Source organism: Pantoea sp. Cr_R13, from assembly GCF_029222565.1.
GTDB lineage: Bacteria > Pseudomonadota > Gammaproteobacteria > Enterobacterales > Enterobacteriaceae > Pantoea > Pantoea eucalypti.
The window spans coordinates 104,640-127,162 of the sequence record NZ_JARHXL010000009.1; the positions used below are offsets into that span (position 1 = coordinate 104,640).

Here is a 22,523-nt window from a genome sequence, read left to right on the forward strand (position 1 = left end):
AAAGGCATGCAGCCCTGTGTGAGCAAAGCGTTTATTGCAGCGGCTCTGCCAGCGTAATAATCCACAACTCGCTGTCCGATTCAGGTTTCTCTAAGGGTTCCAGGCCGATGGTCGTTGCCACGGGCTTATCATCAATCGTGAGCGCCCCCTGCCCGGTCACCTGATAATCTTTACGCTTCTTACCTTTAACCGGATTTTGCATGACCGCTCTCACGCCGAAGTCATTGTCATTGGCGATCGCGAGCGTTTTCCTGTCGATAAGCGCCAGCCCTTCAGCCTTCTCCTGCTGCCAGCCGAGTTGACGTAAATCGGCCACCAGGGTTTTATCGGCCAGCTTAATACCGCGCTGCGCCAGCGCTTTCTCGTCATTAAATTCCGGATAGTCGCCCGGCTTATCAAAGGCTGTAAGATCGGTAGCCGTGCTGAGATCAACCTTGTAGATAAGGTTGCGCATTGTGTCGTTTTTGTCGCTGCCTTGCTCAATCAACAGGATATGCTGATTGTCTAGCGCCACAATATCGCCAATTTTTGCGTCACTGTTTTTACTGTAAACCCCACTGTCGATGGGGTAGCCATACATCGCGGTTTTCCCGGTCGCCGGATCAAAGCTCACCAGACGCGTAAATCGCGCCTGCTTTTTACTTTTACCGTCAATATCCAGCGTGCTTTGTACTGCGGCGATGATGCGCCCATCCGGCATGCGGGTGATCCCTTCAAAGCCGCGATTTGGCTGACGCCATTTGAGAATATTTGGCAGACCGCCCGCCAGAGCTTTCTCTCCCTCTGCGGCCTGCGGTCCGTGAATGGCCAGAATTGTGCCACGCTCATCAACGTTAATCAGGAACGGGCCATATTCATCACATAGCCAATATCCGCCCTTTCCATCGGGCGTAATGCCTTCCGTATCCAGACCGCGGTTATCGCCATGCAGCACCTTCAACGTATCGCTTAGCGCGATTTCATTAGTTGACCCGATAACGTCATTCTGTAACGGCAATCCATTAATACTGCCTTTATTGTCATGCAACGGTCGGGCATCCGTAGCCTGAGCTTTGCCGTTCTGAACCCGAATTCTCATCAGCAGTGGCGCGAAGTCTGGCGTGACAAAGATTTTTGACTCTTTCTTACCCACATCAGGCGAATCAGCATTCGGTCCGCGATCGGTGACCGTTTCAAATGTCAGCGCATCCCCTTCCTTGCCTGTAAATAACAAACCGGAGCCAATGCCCACTGGCAACCCCTGAGGAAATGCACTGGCAAACGCGCCGTTGTAACTGACACGCGTTCCTTCCGGAAAACTGACGATGTAGCGTTCCACCTGCGGCTGCGCCGCGAATGTGGATAAAGAGAGCACACAACTGGTAACCAGAGATATCGCTTTTATTTTCATATTTCTAAAATCCATGAAGGGAAACGCACAGCGTGAAGAATGAAAATGACAGGAAAATGAAATAACCTGGAAACATTCACGGCTAAAAGCTTGATTATTACACCGTTGAGAAGAGTGGCTGGAAAGGGAGGAGTGTATAGCTTCAATGAAAGCCGTTCACGGCAGCGTACCCGTGACGCGAATCCGGCAGGCAGATTCGATGGCACACGACGGGCATGATATCGATCTGGCCTTCTCCCGGATAACAGGAGAGGACGGGCATAGTGTCTGACAGGGATGGGGTTAATCAGCCAGGCTTAACGGCGTTATGACCACTGTGATGACACCGTAAAATGATTGTTCGCCGGAGCAGGAGAAATGGAGAATTCAGGGAGCGTTCCCCGCCAGCTTGCTGATTGGCTAAGGCGCTGCTGACTCAAAAAACTGGTAAGAACCATCACGCCGTGCTTTGGCCTGATACATCGCCTTATCCGCATTTTCGAATAACATTTTGGCCGATACCGTGCCGAAGCGGGCAAGACTGATACCGATCGCTGCGCCGATGCGCACATCCATATTATTAATAGCAAATGGCGCCTGAAGACTGTCAATAATACGCTGAGCAATAGCAGATGCGGTTTCGCGATTATGACACTTCGCTGCCACGACAAACTCATCGCCGCCCAATCGCGCCACGGAATCTCCTGGACGCATGCAGCGTTGCAGCCGTTGACTCACCTGTTGCAATAGCGCATCGCCCGTCGCGTGCCCCATCAGATCATTTACCGCCTTAAAGCCGTTAAGATCAATAAACATTACGGTGGTGTAGGCCTGATCCTCCACCTGAGACAGCATGCCAACCACTTTCTCAATGATCCAGGCGCGGTTATGCAGGCCGGTCAGCGTGTCCAGGGTCGCCAGCTTCTCAAGATCACGCATCCGCTCTTTGTCTCGCGTGATGTCGCGCGACACCAGTACGGCACCAATGTTTTTTCCCGTATTAGGATTGGTGACGCCACAGGCTTTGGTGCCCAGATTGATGTAATGACCGTCACGATGCAGTTTGCGCACTTCCACCACATCCGGCCATACTCCGCCGCTAAAGATGCATGAGAGTGTTTCAGTGGCAGCGTCATGATCGTCGGGATGCAGGAAATCCAGTACTAACTTGCCCACCACCTCTTCGGCGGTCCAGCCAATCATTTCGCTATAAGAGGGTGAGATTGACACGTAGCGGCCTTCCGCATCGCAATGGGCAATAAGATCGGTGCTGTTTTCAATCAACAGACGATATTCTGCCGCTGTGCGCAGCGCATCCTCCAGCGCTTTACGCTGTCCGGTGACATCAAGAATGAAGCCGTTATATTGCAGATGAGATCGCCCGGGCAGGGAATCCGGCAGGCCAGACAAAAGGACACGGCGCGTCTTACCGTCCAGACAGTGAATAGGCACTTCGATATGAAAAGGCGTGAGTTCTTCCAGCGCTGCCGTCAGTTTCTGCGCAACTTTCGCATCGTCGTCAGCCTGCGCCAGCCTCAGCCATGAACTCAGCGTCACGCCTTTCAGTTCAGGCATCATACCCGCCGGGCTTGCCTGACTGGTGATGCAGATACCCTGGGCGTCAGTAGACCAAACAGCGGTAAAAGAGGGTTTGATCATTGTGTTCATGGTGGCCGACTCCGATGTTGCTGACGATATTAACTGTGCGCAATACTCGTCGCTACACACCTGATTATAACCTTAAGTCCCCGCCTGCATCTAAAACAGGCCTGGGAACAGGTTTATCATTGCAAAAATACCCGCCATAAACACTGGCTTAAACCGGCGCCACTGCGGCTACCGTTTTTGAGTCACCCTTTCCCTATGAGTCTGCGCAAAACGTCCATGACAGTATGCAGTGTCAGAAGTATCAGCCTGAGTATATCGGCGCATCGGGACAGAATCTTTAGTCACATCCCTGATAAATCAGGGATCTGAAACGCTGGAGGTCAGCTTATCTGAAAACCTTTACGCCGCCAGCGCCGTCCCTTTCCTCCTGTAACAAGGATTAGTCACTCTGGCTGGCCCTCACGGCATTCACAACAAGAGATTGAAAGTAATCTGAGACACTGTGTTTGGGCACTGTGATTCTTTAATTTTATTGCTTATAGATGGATATTTGTAAGAGAGTTTTATTTGCGCATGTCTGACTACCCGCATCCAATCACGAAAGCCAGCTTTCCGTCCGGATAAAAAATAACATGTGATTACATCGTGATGTGGGCGCTTCATCTGAAATTCAGGTCTTATTTCAAAACGCCCTTCCCGATTCACGCCACGTTAAAAATCCTGTTAGGGAAATATTTTTCATTCCTTCAGCTTAACATTTTCTTAAGATTAATCTCATAGAATCCCTGCGATATTAGCCCATGTTGGGCTTTTCCGGAGCACGACCTCATGCAAAATAACAACACAGCCTCTCACTCCCTAAGCAAAGTTCCGGCCGTCACCGCGGCTTTCTGGTTAACCAAAATTGCAGCGACAACCCTGGGTGAAACCGGTGGTGATGCAGTGACCATGTCGATGAATCTGGGTTATCTGACCGGGACACTGATATTTGCCATCATCTTCCTGGTCGCGGTGGTGGTGCAGATTAACCGTCACAACTTCAATAAATGGATTTACTGGTTCACCGTGGTCGCCACAACCACAGTTGGCACGACGATGGCAGACTTTGCCGATCGCTCGCTGAACATTGGCTATCCAGGGGGCACGCTGCTACTGAGCACACTACTGGTTCTCTCTCTGTTCCTGTGGAAAATCACCTGCGGCACAGTCGCAGTAAGCTCAGTAAACAATGGGGTCACGGAGTGCTTTTACTGGGTCACCATTATGTTCTCACAAACACTGGGCACAGCATTGGGTGACTGGACGGCAGACACCGAAGGGTTGGGTTACGATGGCGGGATCCTGCTGTTTGTTGGGGCACTGGCTATTATCTGGGCTGCCAGTCGCTTTACGTCACTTTCCCGCACAGCACTTTTCTGGGCAGCCTTTATTCTGACCCGACCTTTAGGTGCCGTTGTCGGCGACTTTCTGGATAAACCCCTTGCCGCAGGTGGACTGGCGCTGAGTCGATACGGTGCCTCGCTGACGCTGGCACTGATCATTATCACCTGTATGGTCGTACTGCCACAGCGACCGGCGATAAAGTCGGCAACGGTAAATTAAAAAGCGCGACCCTTAGATTTACAGGTCACGCTTTTACAGATGTCATCAGGGCCGCCAGCAATGGCGGCTTTTATATTTCTGATGCGTCATGGTCCGCACACAGCAAAATCAGACTGAGCGTTCAAAAGAGATGTTATGACCCTCGGGCGCGGTGGAGAGCACCGGCAGACTCTCTGCTTGCTCCTGCATCTTTACCCGAAATGCGGTGTTACTGGCATCAAGAAAAACGGTTCTCAGATGACGATTACAGATAAACCATATTTCATCGCGGTCATTTGAAAGAATGTAGTAAGCATCTGAAGTCTCGGAAGGGTTAAAACAGCCCAGCGCCCGATAAGCCGTCTGGGGCGTAAAACCACTCGAAAGCGGCAGCGGCCTGGGGCCATGCGCTAACTCCTCAATCCGAAGGTAAAGTCCCTGTTCGAGCCACAGCATAATGTCACTCCCTGAAGCCAATGAAATCGGGCTGAATGTATCGGAGTGCCTTAGCGCGAATCAAAATGCACGTCACGACAGCATCAGATAATCGGGCAATCTGTCCGACATTCAGAATAATTATCCTGATCTGAGCATAGCAGCGGTGCGTTCTTATGCTTTTTTATCTTCAGGAATTGCCGGGTCACTCAAGCCGGCTGGCGATCAGCCGCAACTGTTCGGCAATCTGCTTTAAATCCCGCTGCTGCTGCCCGGCGCTACCGGTTGAACTGCGCACCACCAGTTTTGCTGGCAGGATGGAAGAGGAACGCTGATCATCCTCTTCACTGGCTAACAACAGACGCGACACCGCTTCTTTACCCTGTAAATCCAGATCCAGCGATACCGTGGTTAACGCCGGATGGAAGAAGGCGCTTTCATAGGTATCGTCGTAGCCAATCACCGAAATTTGCCCCGGCACCGCCACGCCGCGCTGATGCAGTGCGCTTAGCACACCCAGCGCCATCTGGTCATTGCCCACGAGCAGCGCGCTGAATTCCGGCGCTTCCCGCAACAGTTGCAATACACCGTTATAACCACTCTGCGCATCCCAGTTGCCGTGGCTGACACTAACCGGCTTCAGACGATAACTTTCCAGCGTATCCAGCCAGCTCTTCAACCGCAGATTGGCAGAGACCGACTGCTCAGGCCCGGCCAGCAGCGCGAATTCGCGATGCCCCTGCTCATACAGATATTTGACGCTGGCGCGAGTGCCGTCAGCCGGGTTAAACGAAACGTTAAACACCGAACTGTAGGGATCAACATCCAGGAACAGACAGAGTATGTCCTGATTCTCCTCCATGACCTGTTCTGCGTCAGCACTCTCCAGCGGGACGTTGATAATGACTTTATCTACCCGCTGAGACTTCAGTTCATTGATACAGTCCTGCAGGCTTTGGTTGACGTTCTCATCAATCATCGCAATCAGTACCTGATAGTCCGCAGCATTGGCATAACGTTTAACGGCGGCGGCCACCTGAGATGGCGCATGCAGGGCGAGCGATGTTGTCACCAGACCAAGCGTGGTGCTCTGCTTACCCACCAGCTGCTGCGCCAGTCTGTTAGGCACGTAACGCAGGGTCTCAATTGAGTGCTCCACCTTGCGCCGCGTTGATTCCGAGACATTTGCCGACTTATTCAAAACCCGTGAAACCGTCTGATACGACACGCCAGCGTGACGGGCGACATCCTCTAAGGTGGCATTTTTTGATTTCATAATTCGCATCCCTGATGACCGATGTCGGCATGGTATCACAGCCGCTGTGACAGCCAGGCTGCCGCAGTCACATTGCGGGAATAAAAAGTAAAAGTAATACCTTCACATAGTAAAATTTGGTGATCCAATTCACTAATCGTTACAAATATCGCTGCTTTATTTGCAGTACGTCACACATTATCGCGATTTTATTTGTCACTAATCTGACAAAAGGCGTTTACTGCCGCTGTCATGTGAACGTATTACAAATAAAAATTGAGGATAACATGGAAACAAGGTTACGTACTGCTGCTGTGGCGCTTGCTGCGGCCCTGACCTCCCCGACACTCTATGCCGCTATCGACAACATTGATTTCCATGGCTATCTGCGTGGTGGCGTGGGCGTATCGCAGGATGGCGGTATTGAAGAGTATCAAAAAAACAAGGTTGGCCGTCTTGGCAACGAAGCTGACACCTATGGCGAGGTTGAGCTAGGCAGCGAGGTCTACAAAAAGGACGACGTGAGTTTCTATGTCGACACCATGGTCAGCATGTTCTCCGACGGCTCAAACGATAACGAAACCACCTTCGGCGATGATGCGCAGTTTGGTTTGCGTCAGCTGAACCTGCAGATAAAAGGACTGGTGCCGGGTGACAAAGATGCCGTGATCTGGGGCGGCAAACGCTACTACCAGCGCCACGATCTGCACATCATTGATACCAAATACTGGAATATTTCCGGTTCAGGTGCCGGTATCGAAAACTACACCCTGGGTCCGGGCGCTATCTCGTTTGCGTGGATTCGTGGCGACGCCAATGATGTGGATTACCGCGTGGATGGCGATAACGACGTCAACATTAACTACCTCGACCTTCGCTATGCCGGCTGGAAACCCTGGAGCGGAGCCTGGACCGAGTTTGGTGTTGACTACGCCATGCCGAACACCACGAACAAACAGAAAGAATATGGTGGCCTGTATGACGCGGATAACGGCGTTATGTTCACCAGTGAGATCAGTCAGGACATGTGGGGTGGCTATCAGAAACTGGTGTTCCAGTATGCCAACAAAGGCCTGGCACAAAACATGATCTCGCAGGGCGGCGGCTGGTATGACATGTGGAACGATACCAGCAATGCCACCGGCTATCGCGTGATCAATACCGGCCTGTTACCGATTACCGATAAATTCTCCCTGAATCAGGTCTTCACCTGGGGCTCAGCCGATGATATCACCGCGCAGACCAGCAAAAGTACGCTGCTGTCGCTGGTGGGTCGTGGACAGTATCAGTTCACACAGTATGTCCGTGGTATCGGCGAAGTCGGCAGTTTCTGGCAGAAAGATGAGAATAAAGTGGGCAGCGACTATAAAGCGGCGGGACAGAAATATACGCTGGCGCTGGGACTGGCAGCCGGCCCCGAATTTATGTCTCGTCCGGAGCTGCGTCTGTTTGCTTCTTACCTGAATGATTCAGAAGACGGACACAGCTTCAAAGATAACACCAGTAACAACACCTGGAACTTCGGCGTACAGGTCGAAGCCTGGTGGTAACAGAGCAGTCTCCTCATTGTGATCATTGTTAAGCTCTTATGCAGGGGCTTATTTGGATAACCGGCGACGGTTATCCATTTTTTTGCAGCGGCTTATTGCTCTGGCTTAAAGAAACGTTCTTCCAGCAACTGACGCAACTGGTCAGACTGCTTACCAAAGATTGCATGCACCTCATGCCCCAGGATCACCACGCCAATCGCCCCCGCTTTCTGTAATCCCGCCGTATCAACTGCCTTCAGCGACGTTACTTTTACCCGTAGCCGGGTTAAACAGGCGTCAACCTGCTGAATATTCTCACGCCCGCCAAAACAGTTCACCAGACGCTCCAGTAGTGCGCTGTCTACCTCAAGCTCTTCCACCGTCAGCGGCTGCCGACTGAAATATTGCTTAAACGATTTCAGACTCAACATGTTGTTCTCCTTCAGATAATAAAAAAGGCGGGCAATGGCCCGCCACTCACGACTGATTAATGAAAACGCGGGGGACATGCCTGGGAACGCTCACTGAATATACACGCTTCCTGCATCTATCCTGTTAGCAGCCTCTAAAAAACCGGCTCCCTATCAACAGTTAAATTCAGACCTTGGTACAGGCAACGCCAAAACCATAAGCGATCGGAGCCAGTGCCTGTAGCAAAGCATCACGGGCCATGGACAAAAACGCCGGGAGCGTTTCTGAACAACGCAACGCGTTGGACCGGTAACGGACGCACCTCAGGGATGAGGTGCGTAATAGCCTGTGTTGAGCGGACAGGGGCGGCATCTTTTGTGTCTTTGCCCAAGGCGCTGGTCCTCTGCACCTGTGCTCAAACGGCCTGCCACCGCCACTAAATTTGCCCCTGACCGCTTGCTGCCTCCGGTTATACCGCTCCCTGCGCCATAGGTCCGCTTAAAACTCTGCACCCCCACGGCCCCAGCGTCAGCGATCCCCCAACACTCATGCCATCCACCAAATCACTCAGCCCGGCGGGCAACGACAGTTGCTGCGTCTGAGCGGTAAAGTTCTGCACAAACAGAAACGCCTGCTCACCGTCAGTTCGGCGCTGAACCACCACGCCCGGCGGCAACTCGCCCGCCAGTGCACGCGGTAAACCCAGTTGCTTAATCAATGCGCCATAAAAATCCCGATGGAATGACAGGTCGTTACGCGATGCAATATACCAGGCTTTGCCCTGACCGACGCGATTCATCGTCACCGCCGGGGTGCCAGCATAAAAATCGCTCTCGTAACTGGCCAGCGCAGTCGCACCCTCCAGATGAATATGTTCACAAAGCTCTCTGGCCTGATAAGGGCCGCTCAACCCCAGTTCATTGCCGCGCACACCGCGCACGCCGTTAAACTCCTCGTCGGTCAGGCTGTCGATCTCTTCTGACCAGATACCGAGCAGCGGCCGCAATGGACCCGGGAAACCGCCGAGATAACAAAGGTCACTCTCATTGACGATGCCACTCCAGTAACTGGCCACGAAATGCCCGCCCCGTTCAATATGCTGCTCTGCACGCGCCGCGAAACCGTCGCGCACCATATAGAGCATTGGTGCAATCACCAGATCGTAACCGCTGAAATCGCTGTCGCCATTAATCACATCTACTGCAACACCCTGCTCCCAGAACGCCCGATAATGCTCGTTTACCGTGCGCTCGTAATGCAGACCCAGATTGCGCGGACCCTGCGCGTTGTCCATCGCCCAGCGACTTTCCCAGTCGAAAATAATGGCAACACGCGCCTCGACCCGGCTGCCCATTACGGGCGTCATAGCGGCCAGCATCCGGCCCAGTTCACTCACTTCACGACCGGTGCGCGTATCCAGATGACCGACATGATCGATGACTGCGCCATGAAACTTCTCGACCGAACCCCGGCTCTTGCGCCACTGGAAATATTGCACCGCGTCCGCGCCGTGGGCAACCGCCTGCAGTGAAGAGAGAATATGCATACCCGGCTTCTTTAACTTGCTGGTCGGCTGCCAGTTGGTCGCACCCGGTGTCGACTCCATCAGCACAAACGGCTTGCCCTGCTTTAGCGTACGCATCAAATCGTGGTACATCGCGGTATAGCAGGCGAGCGTGGTCTCATCTTTCTCGTTATGCCACATCGGATAGCTGTCCCAGGAGATAAAATCGAGCGCAGGGGCCAGCTTCCAGTAATTGTAGTCGTAGAAATATTCCATAAAATTGGTGGTCGCAGGCAGATCGGGATTGGCCTGCTTGAGTGGTTTAATCTCCTCACGGCAGAAGTCTGTGACCTGATCGGTCATAAACCGTCGCCAGTCCAGATTCAGACCATGAATAGACATCTCACCCTGTGGCGCAGGTGAAACAATCTGTGACCAGTCGCTGTACGTGTGACTCCAGAAGTCGCTCCACCAGGCAAGATTCAGCGCCTCCAGCGTCTCATAACGGCGCTGCAGCCAGCCGCGAAAGGCCTCCTGACAACGATCGCAGTGACATTCACCACCATATTCATTGGAAATGTGCCAGCCGATCACCGCCGGATGGTGCGCATAACGCGCCGCCAGCCTGCTGTTCATCGCCTGCACTTTCTGACGATAAACCGGCGAGGTCATGCAATGGTTATGGCGGCCGCCATGCAACGCCGGAACGCGATCGCGCCCTGTGCGCAGCACCTCAGGATAGGCCTGCGACATCCAGGCCGGACGTGCCCCGCTGGGTGTCGCAAGAAACACCGAAATGCCTTGCAGCCACAGCGTGTCGATGACCTCATCCAGCCAGCCAAATTCATAGCGGCCCTCTTCCGGCTCCAGCTTCGCCCAACTGAAAATACCCACCGACATGACGTTACAGTTCGCCTGCTTCATCAATTCAACGTCGTCACTAATGATACCCGGCTGATGCGCCCACTGTTCCGGATTGTAGTCAGCACCATGCAGCAGCCGGTTAACCCGGGCGCTGAGCGGGGGAAATTTATTCATACCTGTTCCTCAGAGGAAGACATTAGCGTTAGCGCTAAGCGTTAATGAAAAACCTGCAGCGAAGGCAGTGCCTTGCCGTGACAGTCAAACAGCGCCTGGTTTTCGCGGGCGTTTCCCTGTTTCCATTCGTCGTGGATATATTTCATGCCAGCAGGTGTAGCCCAGGTATTGCCTGGTGCGGGGATCCACGCGGGCTCCCAATAGACCACGCCCTTGCCGCGATGGTCCGGCACCGCCAGCACCGCCTTAATCAGGTCATGCAGGTATGCCGCCTGACCCGCGACGCTGCCGGGGTAGCCACCTGCTTTCTCCTCTTTGGCCTGGAAGCTGTTTTCAGCATTGTCACAGTTTTCCAGCGTATAGCCGTAAGCGGCCTCCACCACCATGACGTCCTTGTCGTAGCGCCGGGAGATATCATCCATGTTGGCTTTCAGGGCGCTGATGGGACCGTTCCAGTAGGTGTACATCGACAGACCAATCACATCGAACGGGACATTACGCTTAACGATTTCATCGAACCACCAGCGGAAAGTGTCATTTTTCGTGCCCTCGGCCAGATGCAGCATGATCTTCACCTGATGCGGATCGCTGAGGTTCTCGCGCAAACCGCTGATACCGGCCTTCAGCAAACCCGCCAGCCGATCAAACTCGCCGCCGTTCTGGCCCCAGCTCTTACCTTCTGGCCAGAGCATGCCACCATTGAGTTCGTTACCAATCTGCACGATATCCGGCATTACACCTTCCGCTTTAAAGCGGGCGATGGTGTCGCGCGTGTAGTCATGCACCTGGGTTTCCAGCTGCGGAAAGGTCAGCGATTGCCAGGCTTTGGGCTTGAACTGCTTGCCAGGATCGGTCCAGAAATCACTGTAGTGAATATCGAGCAGCAGCTTCATTCCCGCCGCTTTAACCCGCTTCGCCAGCGCCAGCGTGGTCGCCAGATCGTTGCCGCCACCGCCGTAGGTGTGACCGCTGCCGTCGGTGGGATCGACCCACAGTCGCAACCGGATGGTGTTGATACCATTGGCTTTCAGAATGGCGATGGCGTCCTGCTGCTGGTTGTTCGCGTTGTAAAATTTCGCGCCCTGTTTCTCCAGCTCAGCCAGCGATGAGATATCCGCTCCCTTGATAAAATCGGCTGGCCATGGCCCGGCAGAGGCGATGACAGGCTGATCGGCGGCGAGCAGCGGTGTCGCCCAGGCCAGTGCCAGGGCGAGTATCAATGTTTTTGGCGTCATGATTTATCCTTTAGTACTGCCTGAGGCGAGGCCGGAAACGAAGTATTTCTGCAGGGCCAGATAGAACACCGCGACCGGCACGGCAATTAGCACCGCGCCAGCTGCATAAGTGGTGTAACTGGCACCCATTTTTTGTGACACCAGGTTATAGAGGCCAATGGGCAGCGTGAACTGCTCCGGCGTACGCAGAATGGTGCTTGAGAGAATAAAATCTCCCAGCGGCCCGGTGAAAGAGAACAGCGCCACCACCGCCAGAATCGGCTTCGACAGTGGCATGATGATCTCCACGAAGATGCGGAAATTACCCGCCCCGTCCATGCGCGCCGACTCATCCAGATCTTTGGGAATCGAGTCGAGATAACCCTTCATCAGATAGGTGTTCATCGGGATCATCCCGCCGACGTAGATCAACACCAGCGCCAGATGGCTGTTGATTAATCCCAGCAGCTGCGACAAGACGAAAATTGCGATGAGCGCCGAAAACTGCGGGATCATCTGCAGCAGCAGAAACAGCATCAGGCCGTTCTGCCGCCCCTTAAACCGAAAACGGGAAAAGGCGTAGGCGGTGCAGCTGACGCTGATCAGCGTCAGCACCATGGTCAGAAAACTGATTTTCATCGAGTTCCAGTACCACGTCATATACGGCACCGTGCCATTGAACAGGTCGCGGTAGTGCTGCAGCGACGCATTCTCCGGAATGATCGAACTGCTGAGCAGGCTGTTACCTGCATTCAGTGATGCCCCCACCGTCCAGACCAGCGGATAAATAATGATGGTCGAGACGGCCAGCACCACCAGCCAGGTCAGCGACAGGCGTATCCACCTTTCGCGTTTAATACTGCCGGACTTCGCCATACTTGCTTCCTTACGCCATCTCATCTTGTTTGAACGACCGGGTCGCGCGGAACTGCCACAGCGCCAGACCTACCACGAAAATCGACAGCAAAATGGTGATAGTGGCGGCAATCGCATATTGCGACGACGACATGGTGAGCTTGTAAATCCATGACACCAGGATATCGGTTCCGCCGGCATTCGACCCCGCCACGGCAGGACCACCGTTGTTAAACAGATAGATGATGTTGAAATTATTAAAGTTGAAGGTGTATTGCGTGATGATGATCGGCGCAATGGCGTAGAGCACCAGCGGCAGCGTGATGGTTTTCAGCCGTGTCCAGGCACTTGCGCCGTCCATGATGGCGGCCTCATAAAGATCATCCGGGATCGCCTGCAGGACGCCGGTTGTCATGGCAAAGACAAACGGGAAGCCCAGCCAGGTCTGCATCATGATCAGCGCCGTTTTGGTCCAGAACGGATCGGTCATCCAGGCTTTAGGCGCGACACCAAAGAAGTCGAGAATCGCGTTGTTGATCACCCCAAAGCTGTCGTTGAACATCCCGGCAAACACCAGAATGGTGACAAAGCCCGGTACCGCCCAGGGCAGGATAAAGATGGTGCGGATCAGCGGCTTAAAGCGCAGGTCTTTCTGATTCACCAGAATCGCCAGCATCACGCCCACGGTGCACTGCAGCGTCGTCGCCAGCAACGTCCAGACCACCGTCCATTGCAGCACGTCAAAGAACGTGGAGCGCCAGATCGACAGTGTGAAAATGTTGATGAAGTTTTTGAACCCCACCCAGTCCACCAGCTTCGCCGGGGGCGTGTGATAGAGGTTGTAGTTGGTGAAGGCGATGGCGAAACCAAACAGAATCGGAAACACCACCACGAATACCAGCAGAATAAAGCCCGGCGAAATCATCAGATATGGGAAGCCGTCACGCAGCAGTAACTGGTACTGCTGTCGCACGCTGTTAAGCTGCTGGCCCCTGTCGCGTCTGGCGCCATTGACCCACGCATCGCGCACGGACACGCCCCATACCGCGACGCCGAAAGCGGCAATCAGCACGCTGATAATCCCCTCAGCCAGCAGGAAAATGGAGTTATCGCGCGGAACTGATTCACCCAGCGTATACAGCCCCCAGAATCCTTCACGCAGAAAATCGTGGAAGACGCCGGTAAAGCTGCTGAGCAGAATCAGAAAGCACAACCCTTTCGCCCACTGGCGGTGGTAAAACTGGCCAAAGCCAGGCAGCAGTGCCAGCAGCGCACCGGTGGTCGCATGACGACGCGGCGGCTTAGCCGTCACCAGATGTTCATCGGAAGATATAGCCACACTCTGATCCTTATCCTGTACGGTTATCCCGCGAACCCGCATTACTGGTTGCTGGCCTGCATCGCTTCAATCTGCATGGTGATCTGCTTCACCGCGTTATCCAGCGCCGCTTTTGGCTCCTGCTTGCCGGAAACGCTCAGCTCCAGCGCCGCATTGGCCGGCCCCCACACTTCCTGCATCTCTGGTACGCCTGGCATGGCTGACGCACGTGCTGCCTGCACTGCGACTGCATTGGCCTTCTCATCATTTTTAATAATCGGATCGTTCATCAATGCTGTAACGGGCGGGATCTCCTGTGTTTTCTGATAGCGCTCTTTCACATACTGCGGCTGGTTAATAAAGGTGAGGAATTTCTGCGCCAGTGCCTGATCTTTACTCCAGGTGGACACCACATAGCCTTTTACACCCAGGAAGGAGCTCATTGGCTTGCCGTTGGGCAGTAATGGCAGCGGTGCCACGCCATAGTTGATACCGGCAGCCTGATAGGGCTGGAACGCCCATGGCCCGTTAATCACCGCCGCCGCTTTCTTCTCGGTAAACAGGGAGTCGATAGCGTTCAGGCCGTTGTCGCCCATGATGCCGCCTGGCAGCAATCCTTCGCTGAAGAAGCGCTTGAGGTAAGTCACCGCCTCCACGCTGCCTGGCGTGTTCAGTCCGATATCTTTGGTGTTAACCGCGCCTTTAGCGTCTTTGCCAAAGATGTAAGAACCCATTGGCGCCATCACGCCCCAGCTGTAGTAAATCTGGTCAAACTTCGCGAGCAGGCCATACTGTTTTGCCTCGCGCTGCTTCTGCGAGAACACGCGATACTCATCCAGGGTTTTCAGCGGCGCAGGCAGCAGATCTTTGTTGTAGATCAGCACCAGCGTTTCAACCGCCTTGGGGACACCATAGACCACGTTGTTCTGAGTAAAAGCCGCCATCGCTGACGGGTTGTAGGCGCTCTGTTCTGCCATGTCGATTTTCAGTGGTGCCAGAAGGCCCTGCACGACTGCGCTGCCAAGCTGGTCGTTGGGGATCACCAGCACATCGGGTCCGATGCCCGCCGGACCATCCAGGCGCAGCTTTTCGATCTGCTGTGCAAACGGCATCTCCTGTACTTTCACTTCAACGCCAAACTGTTTCTGAAAATCGGCGATCGCCGTTTTAATGCCGTCTGATTTTTTAATGTCTTCCCAGACGGTAAGTTGCTGAGCGGCCCAGACGGATTGATTAAGCATCAATGCTGACAGGAGTAGCGTAACGCTGATTTTAATTTTCATTGCTGGCCTCGTGTGAAGGTATGACATTTTTAGCTGTCATTTGCTGTTGTTCTTTTTTCAGACACACGCTGAATAAGGATTTATCAGGCATGTGAAGAGTGAATAACGTATCGCATTTGAGCCATAAGCTACGCGGAACAGGTGCTGCGCTCCAGCCCGTTTGCACCAATGTGTGATCGGTATTACAGAAATCAAAAACAGCGATAGGGTGCACTCTGGCTGAACGTTATAGTCAGCACAGGCACCATCAGGGCTGACGTGAAAAATGATCAACTGTTATACGTCATACATTTTAGCCGACAGACATCTTGTTGTGAGGATTAGCATGTCCAGTATCAGATTGAGAAACGTCACCAAACGCTTTGGTAAAACAGAAACGCTGAAAAATATTGCGCTCGATATTGAGGCCGGTGAATTTGCCGTCTTTGTCGGTCCATCAGGCTGCGGTAAATCCACGCTGCTGAGGCTGATTGCCGGTCTGGAAGAGATCAGTGAAGGCGAGATTTTGATTGGCGATGAGGTGATGAATGATGTCGCACCCTCGCACCGCGGCGTGGCGATGGTGTTTCAGAGTTACGCGCTCTATCCCCATATGACGGTGGCGGAGAATATCGGCTACGGTCTGAAAGTAAACGGTCTGCCAAAGGCGCAGATTCAGCATCAGGTCGAGATGGTGGCGAAGACGCTGCAGCTGGCGCATCTGCTGGATCGTAAACCTAAACAACTTTCTGGCGGGCAGCGTCAGCGTGTTGCGATTGGCCGCGCTATTGTCCGTAATCCCCGCGTATTCATGTTTGATGAACCCTTGTCGAACCTGGATGCGGAACTGCGTGTCGATATGCGGCTGCACATTGCTAAGCTGCATCAGGAGCTGAAAACCACCATGGTCTATGTGACACATGATCAGACGGAGGCGATGACGCTGGCCGATAAGATTGTGGTGATGAATTACGGCAAGGTGGAACAGGTCGGTTCGCCCATGGAACTCTACTACAATCCCATTAACCGCTTTGTCGCGGGCTTTATTGGATCACCTAAGATGAATTTCCTGCCCGCGCGCGTGGAACAATGTGGCCCCTCCGGGCTGGTCGCCCTGATTAATGACGGCGAACACCGGCTGCAACTCCCCTCACCAATCCGTCAGCTGCAGCCCGGTGATGAGATCACGCTGGGTATCCGGCCGGAACAGTTACAGATCAACGGCGATGCGCCACTGAACATCGACTTCCACTGTGAGGTGGTTGAGCGACTCGGCAACAACACCTATCTGTTTGGTCAGAGCCACGGCCACGACGGCTTCAAAATGCTGCTGCCAGGTGATGTGCATTTTCGCCCTTACCAGACGCTGCGTCCTTCTTTCCATCCGCATCACTGCATGGTATTTGATGCCGAGGGCGCACGCATCAGTACAGATATTGAAATGCCTCAGGTGCGTGCGGCCTGAAGTGAGTATCAGGGGGAGATAACGAGAGGCCGGAAACGGCCTTTTATGTTCTAAGGACTGGAAAAAACCGGGTACAGAGAAGGCATTACCGGCTGAGTAAACGCATGACTCACCCGCAATCCCTTCTCTTACTGACCCGCTGTCCCGGCTTATTTACCAAGAATGTTATTAACCGCTTTCAGGTGGCCAGCTTTATCTTTGTGATTTGAGACCACCTGAATAACGGAGAATTTCTTGTTGGCAACCGCCAGCAGCGTCGCCTGTTGAACATCATTACCCCCCATTTTGTCAGTGGCTTCAACGTGATAAACGGGCAGACCATTATCATTCTCAGTTTTCTCACTGATCACCGTATAAGAAGGTGACGCCTGCTTCTGCTTGTCTTTGATAGACTTCCCGCCTTCAAGAAAATCAGCGTCACTGCCACTGCGCGCAATCAGCGGGATCTCCTCTTCGCCAATGATCAACACGCGTTTTTCCTGCTTGTTTACATACATTGTTCCGGGTCCACCGCCTGGAACAGGCTGCTTTTCATAACCCTGCAGTTTGAAAGTCTGTTTGCCATCCAGCAACGAGATCGTCTGATTCTGCGTGTTTGCAGCCTGTGCTGTTTTCGCTTCGGCTGCTGATGCGATCATCGGGGTGCTGCCAAGTGCAGCCGTCAGGCAGAGCGCACCCATAATGTTTAATGATTGACGTAATTTCACCGTGAACTCCTTCGTGTAGTAGCTATTTCCATTTCACTGACACCGAATCGGGTGTCGGCGAGGCAGAGGCATTATCGGGTCAGGTCGTAAATACAGATCCCTGAACCGAGCAATAACAAAATTATCGGCCAGTAAAGAACGGGGATAAAAAAGAAGTTGTGGGTTTTTTCGGGGGCCATCATCGGCTCACTTTTGGTCGCCGTTGCGATGGAGTCCAGCCATTTTTCCTGCCGGATCGCCCAGACGAAGAGCGCACAAAAGAGGGCAGCAACGATGAGCGTTGCGCCTGTCGCCCATAAATGCGCGACAAAAAAACCATCGTAGTAATAAAAATCCAGCACCCATTTACACAGCAGATAAGCAGCACAAATTAATAGTGCGACAAAAAACCCGACTCCGCTCCAGGCGATCATATTTATATCCTATAGATGGGTGAGGAACGAGAAATTATTTTCTGGAAATTAACATATTTTTATCATTGTAGCGATATTTTCTTTGGTGCTAATATTCTCCCTGCCCCGTTCAGGGCATATCAGCCCGATTCGTTATAAAACGCCTGATGCCGCCAGGATTATTTCCTGAGGTTGTTGCTTATCCCGGATCCAGTGTGCCATTAATATTGCTCGCCGGATGCGGCACTGCTGTTTGTTGCACTGCGCTATTATTTTAGTTTGAATGAATCGCGGCTGTGAAACCGCTGTTTTTAACATTTTCATCGGCTGTTTCGGTGGGAGACATTTATGCCGCTGTCATCCGGATGAAACAGTATGGTGATCGTCAGATTTTGTGTAAAGCATGGAGGTTCACATGGAACAACTCACTGAAAATAATGGCAAAGAGAACAGTTCTAAAGAATACAGTGCGAAGTGGCAGGCCCGCTTTGATTTTTTCGACCGTCATGGTGCTCCCAGTTCACCCGGCTTCAGACACGCACTGAAGCAACTGCCTTTCAGGCAAAAATTGAGAGTGAACATGAATTTAATTGCCTTCGTTTTTGGCCCGATTTATCTGTTTGTACTCGGCCTGTGGAAGAAGAACATCATGCTGATTTTAATTATGATGGCTGTTTATATTATTTTGATCATCGCCTTAGCGATAGCGGGCATCGAGTTCCCACGGTATCTTCAGGGCGGCCTGGCCTATGGCTTTAATGCATTGTACGGCATGAGTACGAATTACAATTATTACCTGAAAGAGAGAAAAGGCGATAACGGCTGGAACCCTTTTAAAGGGATGCGCTGGTAATTTTTTCAGCGCAACTGGCAAAATATACAATCTGGTATAGCGTCAGCAGGAAGGCAGCTTTTTAAACTTCATGGCGGAGCCTGACCAAAATAAATAATAAACTTTAACTCAAATTATCGGTGTTATACCTGAGCAAACGTGAGTCGCCCGAAGAATAGTGAACTGGCAATGAAAAACATCCAGGAATATTTTCCGGGCTTTTCAAAATGAGTTCAGACTGGATTATAATCTCCTTGCACTCATTACACTCTCTCTGAAGCGCTTACGTGTCCCGCACGGCATAGTCGGGGCCAGGATGTTCTTGTTGAGAATTTCCTGATGTCAGCAGCTTCTCCCTTTCACTGACATATAGGATGTTATTATTTTGAAATCATTAACGGAATTGAAAAAGGGTTATCTGAAGGTATTTCTCTGGCTGCTGTTCACACTGTTTCTGGTACCTGTTATTACTCTGGTTTTTGCTGAATACGGCAATGCGCAACTCGATCAGCAGTACACCCAGTTCTTTATGAACGATGCGCAGGAGCAACATCAGGATACCGGCAAACTGCAGACTTTTTTGCAGCAGAACCCGCCATCCAGCGTCTGCGGCCCGGTCGACGAAAATCTGCAGGATTACAAAAACGCCGTCTGCGCACCGCAATCCGAGTTGTGGCAGTTCTACATGATGGATAAAGTGGCTTTCTGGACGCTGATCGGCAGCGGCGTTGTCCTGCTAATGGTGCTATTGTTCAGTGCGCTGGCTTTTAAAAGCCGCCAGGGACAGGTGATCAGTCTGGCGCTGGCCCGCAGGTTCCTGATGCTGGCCTGTTCACTGGAAGTTATGGTTCAGGGCGGCATGCTGGTCTGGCTCTCATTCTGGGGTACCGCTTTCTTCACGCAAACCTACTATCCAAAGCTGGTGATGGCCGTAGGCCTGCTGGTGCTGGCCGGCATGTATTACATGATTAAAGGCATCTTCAAAAAACTCCCGCCGGAAGAGAGTATTGAAGGTGAAGTCGTGACCCGCGAAGCCGCTCCGGCACTCTGGTCACAGATTGATATGCTGGCGGCCAGAGTAGGCACCACGCCCCCCGATCATATCGTTGCGGGCATCGATACCAACTTTTACGTGACGGAAGCCCCACTCAGCGTAAACGGACACCCGCTTACCGGTCGTAAACTCTATGTCAGCATTCCGCTACTGCGTCAGCTCACCGTTGCGCAGGCTGATGGCGTGATGGTCCATGAGCTGACACACCTGCATGAAGGTGACACCGCTTCCGGCGCACTGCTGGGACCGAAGCTGCATCGCTTTGACCTCTACATGCAACTGATGGGTCAGAATCTGGCAACACTGATCGTGTACTATCCGCTCTACCTCTATCGCATGCTGTTTGAGCTGGCATGGCAGCGCAACAGCCGTGAACGTGAGTTTGTGGCGGATCGCAATGCCTCAACGCTGGTCTCCCCCGCCGCGATTATCGAATCGCTGATCAAAGTATCCGCCTATGCCAGTTACCGCAGTGAAGTTGAGCGAAACTTCTTTAATAACCGGACGCTGCATGAAAATGAACTGGGGATCAGTAAAGCTATCGCTGCCGGTCTGCCTGAGCATGTCGCGTCTCCGGACTTTATCAGCGTTGTCCGCGAACAGAATGTGCCGCACCCATTTGACTCACACCCGCCGCTGGCAGAAAGGATGCGCAACGTCGGATACAACATCGACGAAGCCGACTATGCAGCGGTCGCCGCCGATTTCCCAGCCGAGAGCTGGGTTGATCTGATGCCGGTTGCCAACGAGATCGAACAGCAGTTGTGGCAAAAATATGAACGCGACTTCTCTTCAGTGCATGAGGAAAGCCTGGCCTGGCGTTATCAGCCTGAGGGTGAGATGGAAACCGCGCTGGTGCTGAAGCATTTCCCCAATGTGCCTTACACGCTTAAAGATGGTTCGCAGATTGTCATCACCTGGCAGGGCATCGTGTCACCGAAAACCGCCGAACTGCTGGAGTGGGATAGCGTAAAAAACATCAATGTCACTCGTAATTTCGGCCGGGATAAGCTCTACCTACAGCATGAGCAGCCGAACGCTAAAGGTAAAAAGCGCAGTGAGATCCCCTTACCCGGTCTGAAGAAAGAGATTGAAGCCTTTAAAAATACTCTCGGCCTTTACTGGCATCGCCATCAGACAGTCAGGGCGTTAATGAAAGAAGAATCGGCCGAAGCGTCGCAAAGCGCATAAGCCGTTTGTCATCGGCTCCCTTATCGCAGCTGATAAGGGAGCCAATGCAAATATCCATTTCCAGTCTGTATTTCTGGCCACATCTGTATTTCTGACCACATAAAGAAAGGAACGATCGTGTTTAAAAGCGCAAGCAGTGCCAGGATGACGGTGACTGCCCTTGTGCTGCCTGGCTATCCTGTTTACCTCACCCGATCCCGACGTGGCCGGAATGACAAAAGCGATTGATGCTTACAGTACACTGCTGAATGAGGCAGAAAAGGCAACGGCCAGCGAAGCGGGCAAGCCATGAACCTGGTCCATCTTCCCGGAGAGTGCTGAAACCTTCCTGAAAGACTGCAAAGATCGCATGCGTTGGGTCCGCGATAAAACACCTTACAATACGGGGGATTAAATGCTGCTGAAAGGAAGCGGGAGCTGGGCGAGCAAGGCGCTTTACTTGTGAATCAAACCCGGCTTTACCCGCTTTTCGACCCGTTACGCGAATTCTGAGCGATGTCGATTGTTCTGCCTGGTCAGCATCCCACCTGGTGTCCCTGCCCTTTTCGCACGCCTTTCAGGAGTATCTGCGTGGCATCAGAAGCTTTTCCGGCGCGTGAACAGACCAGCCCGAACTCACGGTGCACCGCAGGGATTACCGGCAGCACGGTCAGGCCGCGCAGCTCCGCTGGCAGGGCAGATTCCGGCACCAGTGCAACCCCCATCCCTTCTCGCACCAGCAAGCAGGCACTGATCCAGTCGCGGACTTTTACCCGCACGTCGGTAAGCTGATGGCCCGCCTGTTCGATCAGGCTTCTCCCATTCACCACGCAGCCGCCTGTCGCAAGCACAAAGGGCTGGTCTGCCAATTCCTGCAGAGTTATGCCGTTCGCGCTAGCCTGCGAAGAGCTGGCAGGCATCACCGCAACCCAGGCGTCCTGTCCTAATATCACGTCAGCACGTCCGGGCGCGGGGTTCATCACCACCCCAAGCTCAACGGTGTCTGCTGCCAGCCACGCCTCCACTTCCTCATCAGTCCCTTCAAGCACCACCACATCCATGTCCGGATGCAGACGCTTAAAGCTCCGCAGCAGGCCAGGCAAAAGTGTAGAAGTGACCGAGGGGAAGCTGGCAAGCCGGATACGTTCACCTTTTAAACCCCTGTGCGCATCAGCCAGTTCGCGAATAGCATTGAGCTGCGCCACCATCATTCGGGCATGTTCAATCACCTGCTCACCCAGGGCGGTTATACCGATGTGACGACGCTCCCGCACGAACAACGGGAACCCCAGCGAGGACTCTAAATGGGCAATCGCCTGACTGGCAGCAGATTGGGTCATGCCCGTCGCTTCAGCGCCGCGCGAGATGTTACTGGCATCAGCCACCGCCACCAGCAGGCGCCAGTGTTGAAGATTCATCACAGTCATCAGTAGCCAGGCTTATAGTTAATTTATTAAACATTAATTTTACATCAACAGTCAGACTGAGCACAGTGTATTCAGACACAACACACGCTACCCGCTT

Annotated in this window: 19 protein-coding genes; 6 read left to right on the forward strand and 13 right to left on the reverse strand. The window is 52.9% G+C overall.

Translation table 11 applies throughout. The features are described from left to right. Positions 1-31 precede the first annotated feature (31 nt). Both P2R09_RS04490 and P2R09_RS04495 read right to left on the reverse strand, forming a co-directional pair. A complete protein-coding gene (locus P2R09_RS04490; RefSeq protein ID WP_275767489.1) occupies positions 32-1,390 on the reverse strand; it encodes an esterase-like activity of phytase family protein in 1,359 nt (452 codons plus the stop codon). Positions 1,391-1,789: 399 nt separating this feature from the next. Then, positions 1,790-3,037 carry a sensor domain-containing diguanylate cyclase gene (locus P2R09_RS04495; RefSeq protein ID WP_275767491.1) on the reverse strand — a complete coding sequence of 416 codons (1,248 nt, stop codon included), beginning with the start codon at positions 3,035-3,037 and terminating at the stop codon, positions 1,790-1,792. A gap of 768 nt (positions 3,038-3,805) precedes the next feature. On the opposite strand from P2R09_RS04495, the gene P2R09_RS04500 reads away from it, so the two are divergent. After that, positions 3,806-4,579 (forward strand): hypothetical protein, encoded by a 774-nt coding sequence (locus P2R09_RS04500; protein WP_275767493.1) that lies wholly within the window; start codon positions 3,806-3,808, stop codon positions 4,577-4,579. 108 nt (positions 4,580-4,687) lie between these two features. Here the strand turns inward: P2R09_RS04500 and P2R09_RS04505 are convergent, their stop codons facing one another. Together P2R09_RS04505 and P2R09_RS04510 are read right to left on the reverse strand one after the other, a co-directional pair. Then, positions 4,688-5,014, reverse strand: a complete 327-nt coding sequence (locus P2R09_RS04505) for a hypothetical protein (protein ID WP_275767496.1) — start codon at positions 5,012-5,014, stop codon at positions 4,688-4,690. A 184-nt stretch (positions 5,015-5,198) separates the two neighbouring features. Beyond that, complete coding sequence (locus P2R09_RS04510; protein WP_275767498.1) at positions 5,199-6,269, reverse strand: LacI family DNA-binding transcriptional regulator; 1,071 nt, start codon at positions 6,267-6,269, stop codon at positions 5,199-5,201. Positions 6,270-6,535: 266 nt separating this feature from the next. On the opposite strand from P2R09_RS04510, the gene P2R09_RS04515 reads away from it, so the two are divergent. Further along, entirely contained in the window at positions 6,536-7,798 is a 1,263-nt protein-coding gene (locus tag P2R09_RS04515) for a maltoporin (RefSeq protein WP_275767500.1), read from the forward strand. 92 nt (positions 7,799-7,890) lie between these two features. Here P2R09_RS04515 and P2R09_RS04520 read toward each other — a convergent pair whose 3' ends face one another. The 6 genes from P2R09_RS04520 to P2R09_RS04545 all read right to left on the reverse strand — a co-directional run bounded on the left by P2R09_RS04520 (position 7,891) and on the right by P2R09_RS04545 (position 15,400). Further along, on the reverse strand, positions 7,891-8,208 hold the full coding sequence (locus P2R09_RS04520; protein WP_003851663.1) for a glucose PTS transporter subunit EIIB: 318 nt from the start codon (positions 8,206-8,208) through the stop codon (positions 7,891-7,893). A gap of 449 nt (positions 8,209-8,657) precedes the next feature. Beyond that, the gene (locus P2R09_RS04525) at positions 8,658-10,730 is read right to left on the reverse strand and encodes a beta-galactosidase (protein WP_275767504.1); all 2,073 of its coding nucleotides are present in this window, start codon (positions 10,728-10,730) and stop codon (positions 8,658-8,660) included. Between the two features lie 41 nt (positions 10,731-10,771). After that, positions 10,772-11,965, reverse strand: a complete 1,194-nt coding sequence (locus P2R09_RS04530; protein WP_275767506.1) for an arabinogalactan endo-beta-1,4-galactanase — start codon at positions 11,963-11,965, stop codon at positions 10,772-10,774. Positions 11,966-11,968: 3 nt separating this feature from the next. Next, on the reverse strand, positions 11,969-12,820 hold the full coding sequence (locus P2R09_RS04535) for a sugar ABC transporter permease (protein WP_003851665.1): 852 nt from the start codon (positions 12,818-12,820) through the stop codon (positions 11,969-11,971). Between the two features lie 10 nt (positions 12,821-12,830). Next, the gene (locus P2R09_RS04540; protein WP_275767509.1) at positions 12,831-14,138 is read right to left on the reverse strand and encodes a sugar ABC transporter permease; all 1,308 of its coding nucleotides are present in this window, start codon (positions 14,136-14,138) and stop codon (positions 12,831-12,833) included. Between the two features lie 41 nt (positions 14,139-14,179). After that, positions 14,180-15,400 (reverse strand): extracellular solute-binding protein, encoded by a 1,221-nt coding sequence (locus P2R09_RS04545; protein ID WP_275767511.1) that lies wholly within the window; start codon positions 15,398-15,400, stop codon positions 14,180-14,182. A gap of 325 nt (positions 15,401-15,725) precedes the next feature. On the opposite strand from P2R09_RS04545, the gene P2R09_RS04550 reads away from it, so the two are divergent. Then, complete coding sequence (locus P2R09_RS04550; protein ID WP_192378003.1) at positions 15,726-16,844, forward strand: ABC transporter ATP-binding protein; 1,119 nt, start codon at positions 15,726-15,728, stop codon at positions 16,842-16,844. Between the two features lie 149 nt (positions 16,845-16,993). Here P2R09_RS04550 and P2R09_RS04555 read toward each other — a convergent pair whose 3' ends face one another. Both P2R09_RS04555 and P2R09_RS04560 read right to left on the reverse strand, forming a co-directional pair. After that, positions 16,994-17,551 (reverse strand): hypothetical protein, encoded by a 558-nt coding sequence (locus tag P2R09_RS04555; protein ID WP_275767514.1) that lies wholly within the window; start codon positions 17,549-17,551, stop codon positions 16,994-16,996. Positions 17,552-17,622: 71 nt separating this feature from the next. Continuing rightward, on the reverse strand, positions 17,623-17,964 hold the full coding sequence (locus tag P2R09_RS04560) for a hypothetical protein (protein ID WP_275767516.1): 342 nt from the start codon (positions 17,962-17,964) through the stop codon (positions 17,623-17,625). Between the two features lie 394 nt (positions 17,965-18,358). Here P2R09_RS04560 and P2R09_RS04565 point away from each other — a divergent pair, with 394 nt between their 5' ends. The 3 genes from P2R09_RS04565 to P2R09_RS04575 all read left to right on the forward strand — a co-directional run bounded on the left by P2R09_RS04565 (position 18,359) and on the right by P2R09_RS04575 (position 21,312). Further along, the gene (locus P2R09_RS04565; RefSeq protein WP_275767518.1) at positions 18,359-18,796 is read left to right on the forward strand and encodes a DUF2628 domain-containing protein; all 438 of its coding nucleotides are present in this window, start codon (positions 18,359-18,361) and stop codon (positions 18,794-18,796) included. 364 nt (positions 18,797-19,160) lie between these two features. Continuing rightward, positions 19,161-21,020: a M48 family metallopeptidase gene (locus P2R09_RS04570; RefSeq protein WP_275767520.1), complete on the forward strand. Its 1,860-nt coding sequence runs from the start codon at positions 19,161-19,163 to the stop codon at positions 21,018-21,020. Positions 21,021-21,180: 160 nt separating this feature from the next. After that, a complete protein-coding gene (locus P2R09_RS04575; RefSeq protein ID WP_275767522.1) occupies positions 21,181-21,312 on the forward strand; it encodes a hypothetical protein in 132 nt (43 codons plus the stop codon). 223 nt (positions 21,313-21,535) lie between these two features. Here P2R09_RS04575 and P2R09_RS04580 read toward each other — a convergent pair whose 3' ends face one another. Continuing rightward, positions 21,536-22,417: a LysR family transcriptional regulator gene (locus tag P2R09_RS04580; protein WP_275767524.1), complete on the reverse strand. Its 882-nt coding sequence runs from the start codon at positions 22,415-22,417 to the stop codon at positions 21,536-21,538. Positions 22,418-22,523: the final 106 nt, after the last annotated feature.

Excerpts from the sequence above, each read along its gene's own strand:
- P2R09_RS04490 (WP_275767489.1), bottom strand. The coding sequence starts at position 1,390 with ATGAAAATAAAAGCGATATCTCTGGTTACCAGTTGTGTGCTCTCTTTA.
- P2R09_RS04495 (WP_275767491.1), bottom strand. The coding sequence starts at position 3,037 with ATGAACACAATGATCAAACCCTCTTTTACCGCTGTTTGGTCTACTGAC.
- P2R09_RS04500 (WP_275767493.1), top strand. The coding sequence starts at position 3,806 with ATGCAAAATAACAACACAGCCTCTCACTCCCTAAGCAAAGTTCCGGCC.
- P2R09_RS04505 (WP_275767496.1), bottom strand. The coding sequence starts at position 5,014 with ATGCTGTGGCTCGAACAGGGACTTTACCTTCGGATTGAGGAGTTAGCG.
- P2R09_RS04510 (WP_275767498.1), bottom strand. The coding sequence starts at position 6,269 with ATGAAATCAAAAAATGCCACCTTAGAGGATGTCGCCCGTCACGCTGGC.
- P2R09_RS04515 (WP_275767500.1), top strand. The coding sequence starts at position 6,536 with ATGGAAACAAGGTTACGTACTGCTGCTGTGGCGCTTGCTGCGGCCCTG.
- P2R09_RS04520 (WP_003851663.1), bottom strand. The coding sequence starts at position 8,208 with ATGTTGAGTCTGAAATCGTTTAAGCAATATTTCAGTCGGCAGCCGCTG.
- P2R09_RS04525 (WP_275767504.1), bottom strand. The coding sequence starts at position 10,730 with ATGAATAAATTTCCCCCGCTCAGCGCCCGGGTTAACCGGCTGCTGCAT.
- P2R09_RS04530 (WP_275767506.1), bottom strand. The coding sequence starts at position 11,965 with ATGACGCCAAAAACATTGATACTCGCCCTGGCACTGGCCTGGGCGACA.
- P2R09_RS04535 (WP_003851665.1), bottom strand. The coding sequence starts at position 12,820 with ATGGCGAAGTCCGGCAGTATTAAACGCGAAAGGTGGATACGCCTGTCG.
- P2R09_RS04545 (WP_275767511.1), bottom strand. The coding sequence starts at position 15,400 with ATGAAAATTAAAATCAGCGTTACGCTACTCCTGTCAGCATTGATGCTT.
- P2R09_RS04550 (WP_192378003.1), top strand. The coding sequence starts at position 15,726 with ATGTCCAGTATCAGATTGAGAAACGTCACCAAACGCTTTGGTAAAACA.
- P2R09_RS04560 (WP_275767516.1), bottom strand. The coding sequence starts at position 17,964 with ATGATCGCCTGGAGCGGAGTCGGGTTTTTTGTCGCACTATTAATTTGT.
- P2R09_RS04565 (WP_275767518.1), top strand. The coding sequence starts at position 18,359 with ATGGAACAACTCACTGAAAATAATGGCAAAGAGAACAGTTCTAAAGAA.
- P2R09_RS04580 (WP_275767524.1), bottom strand. The coding sequence starts at position 22,417 with ATGAATCTTCAACACTGGCGCCTGCTGGTGGCGGTGGCTGATGCCAGT.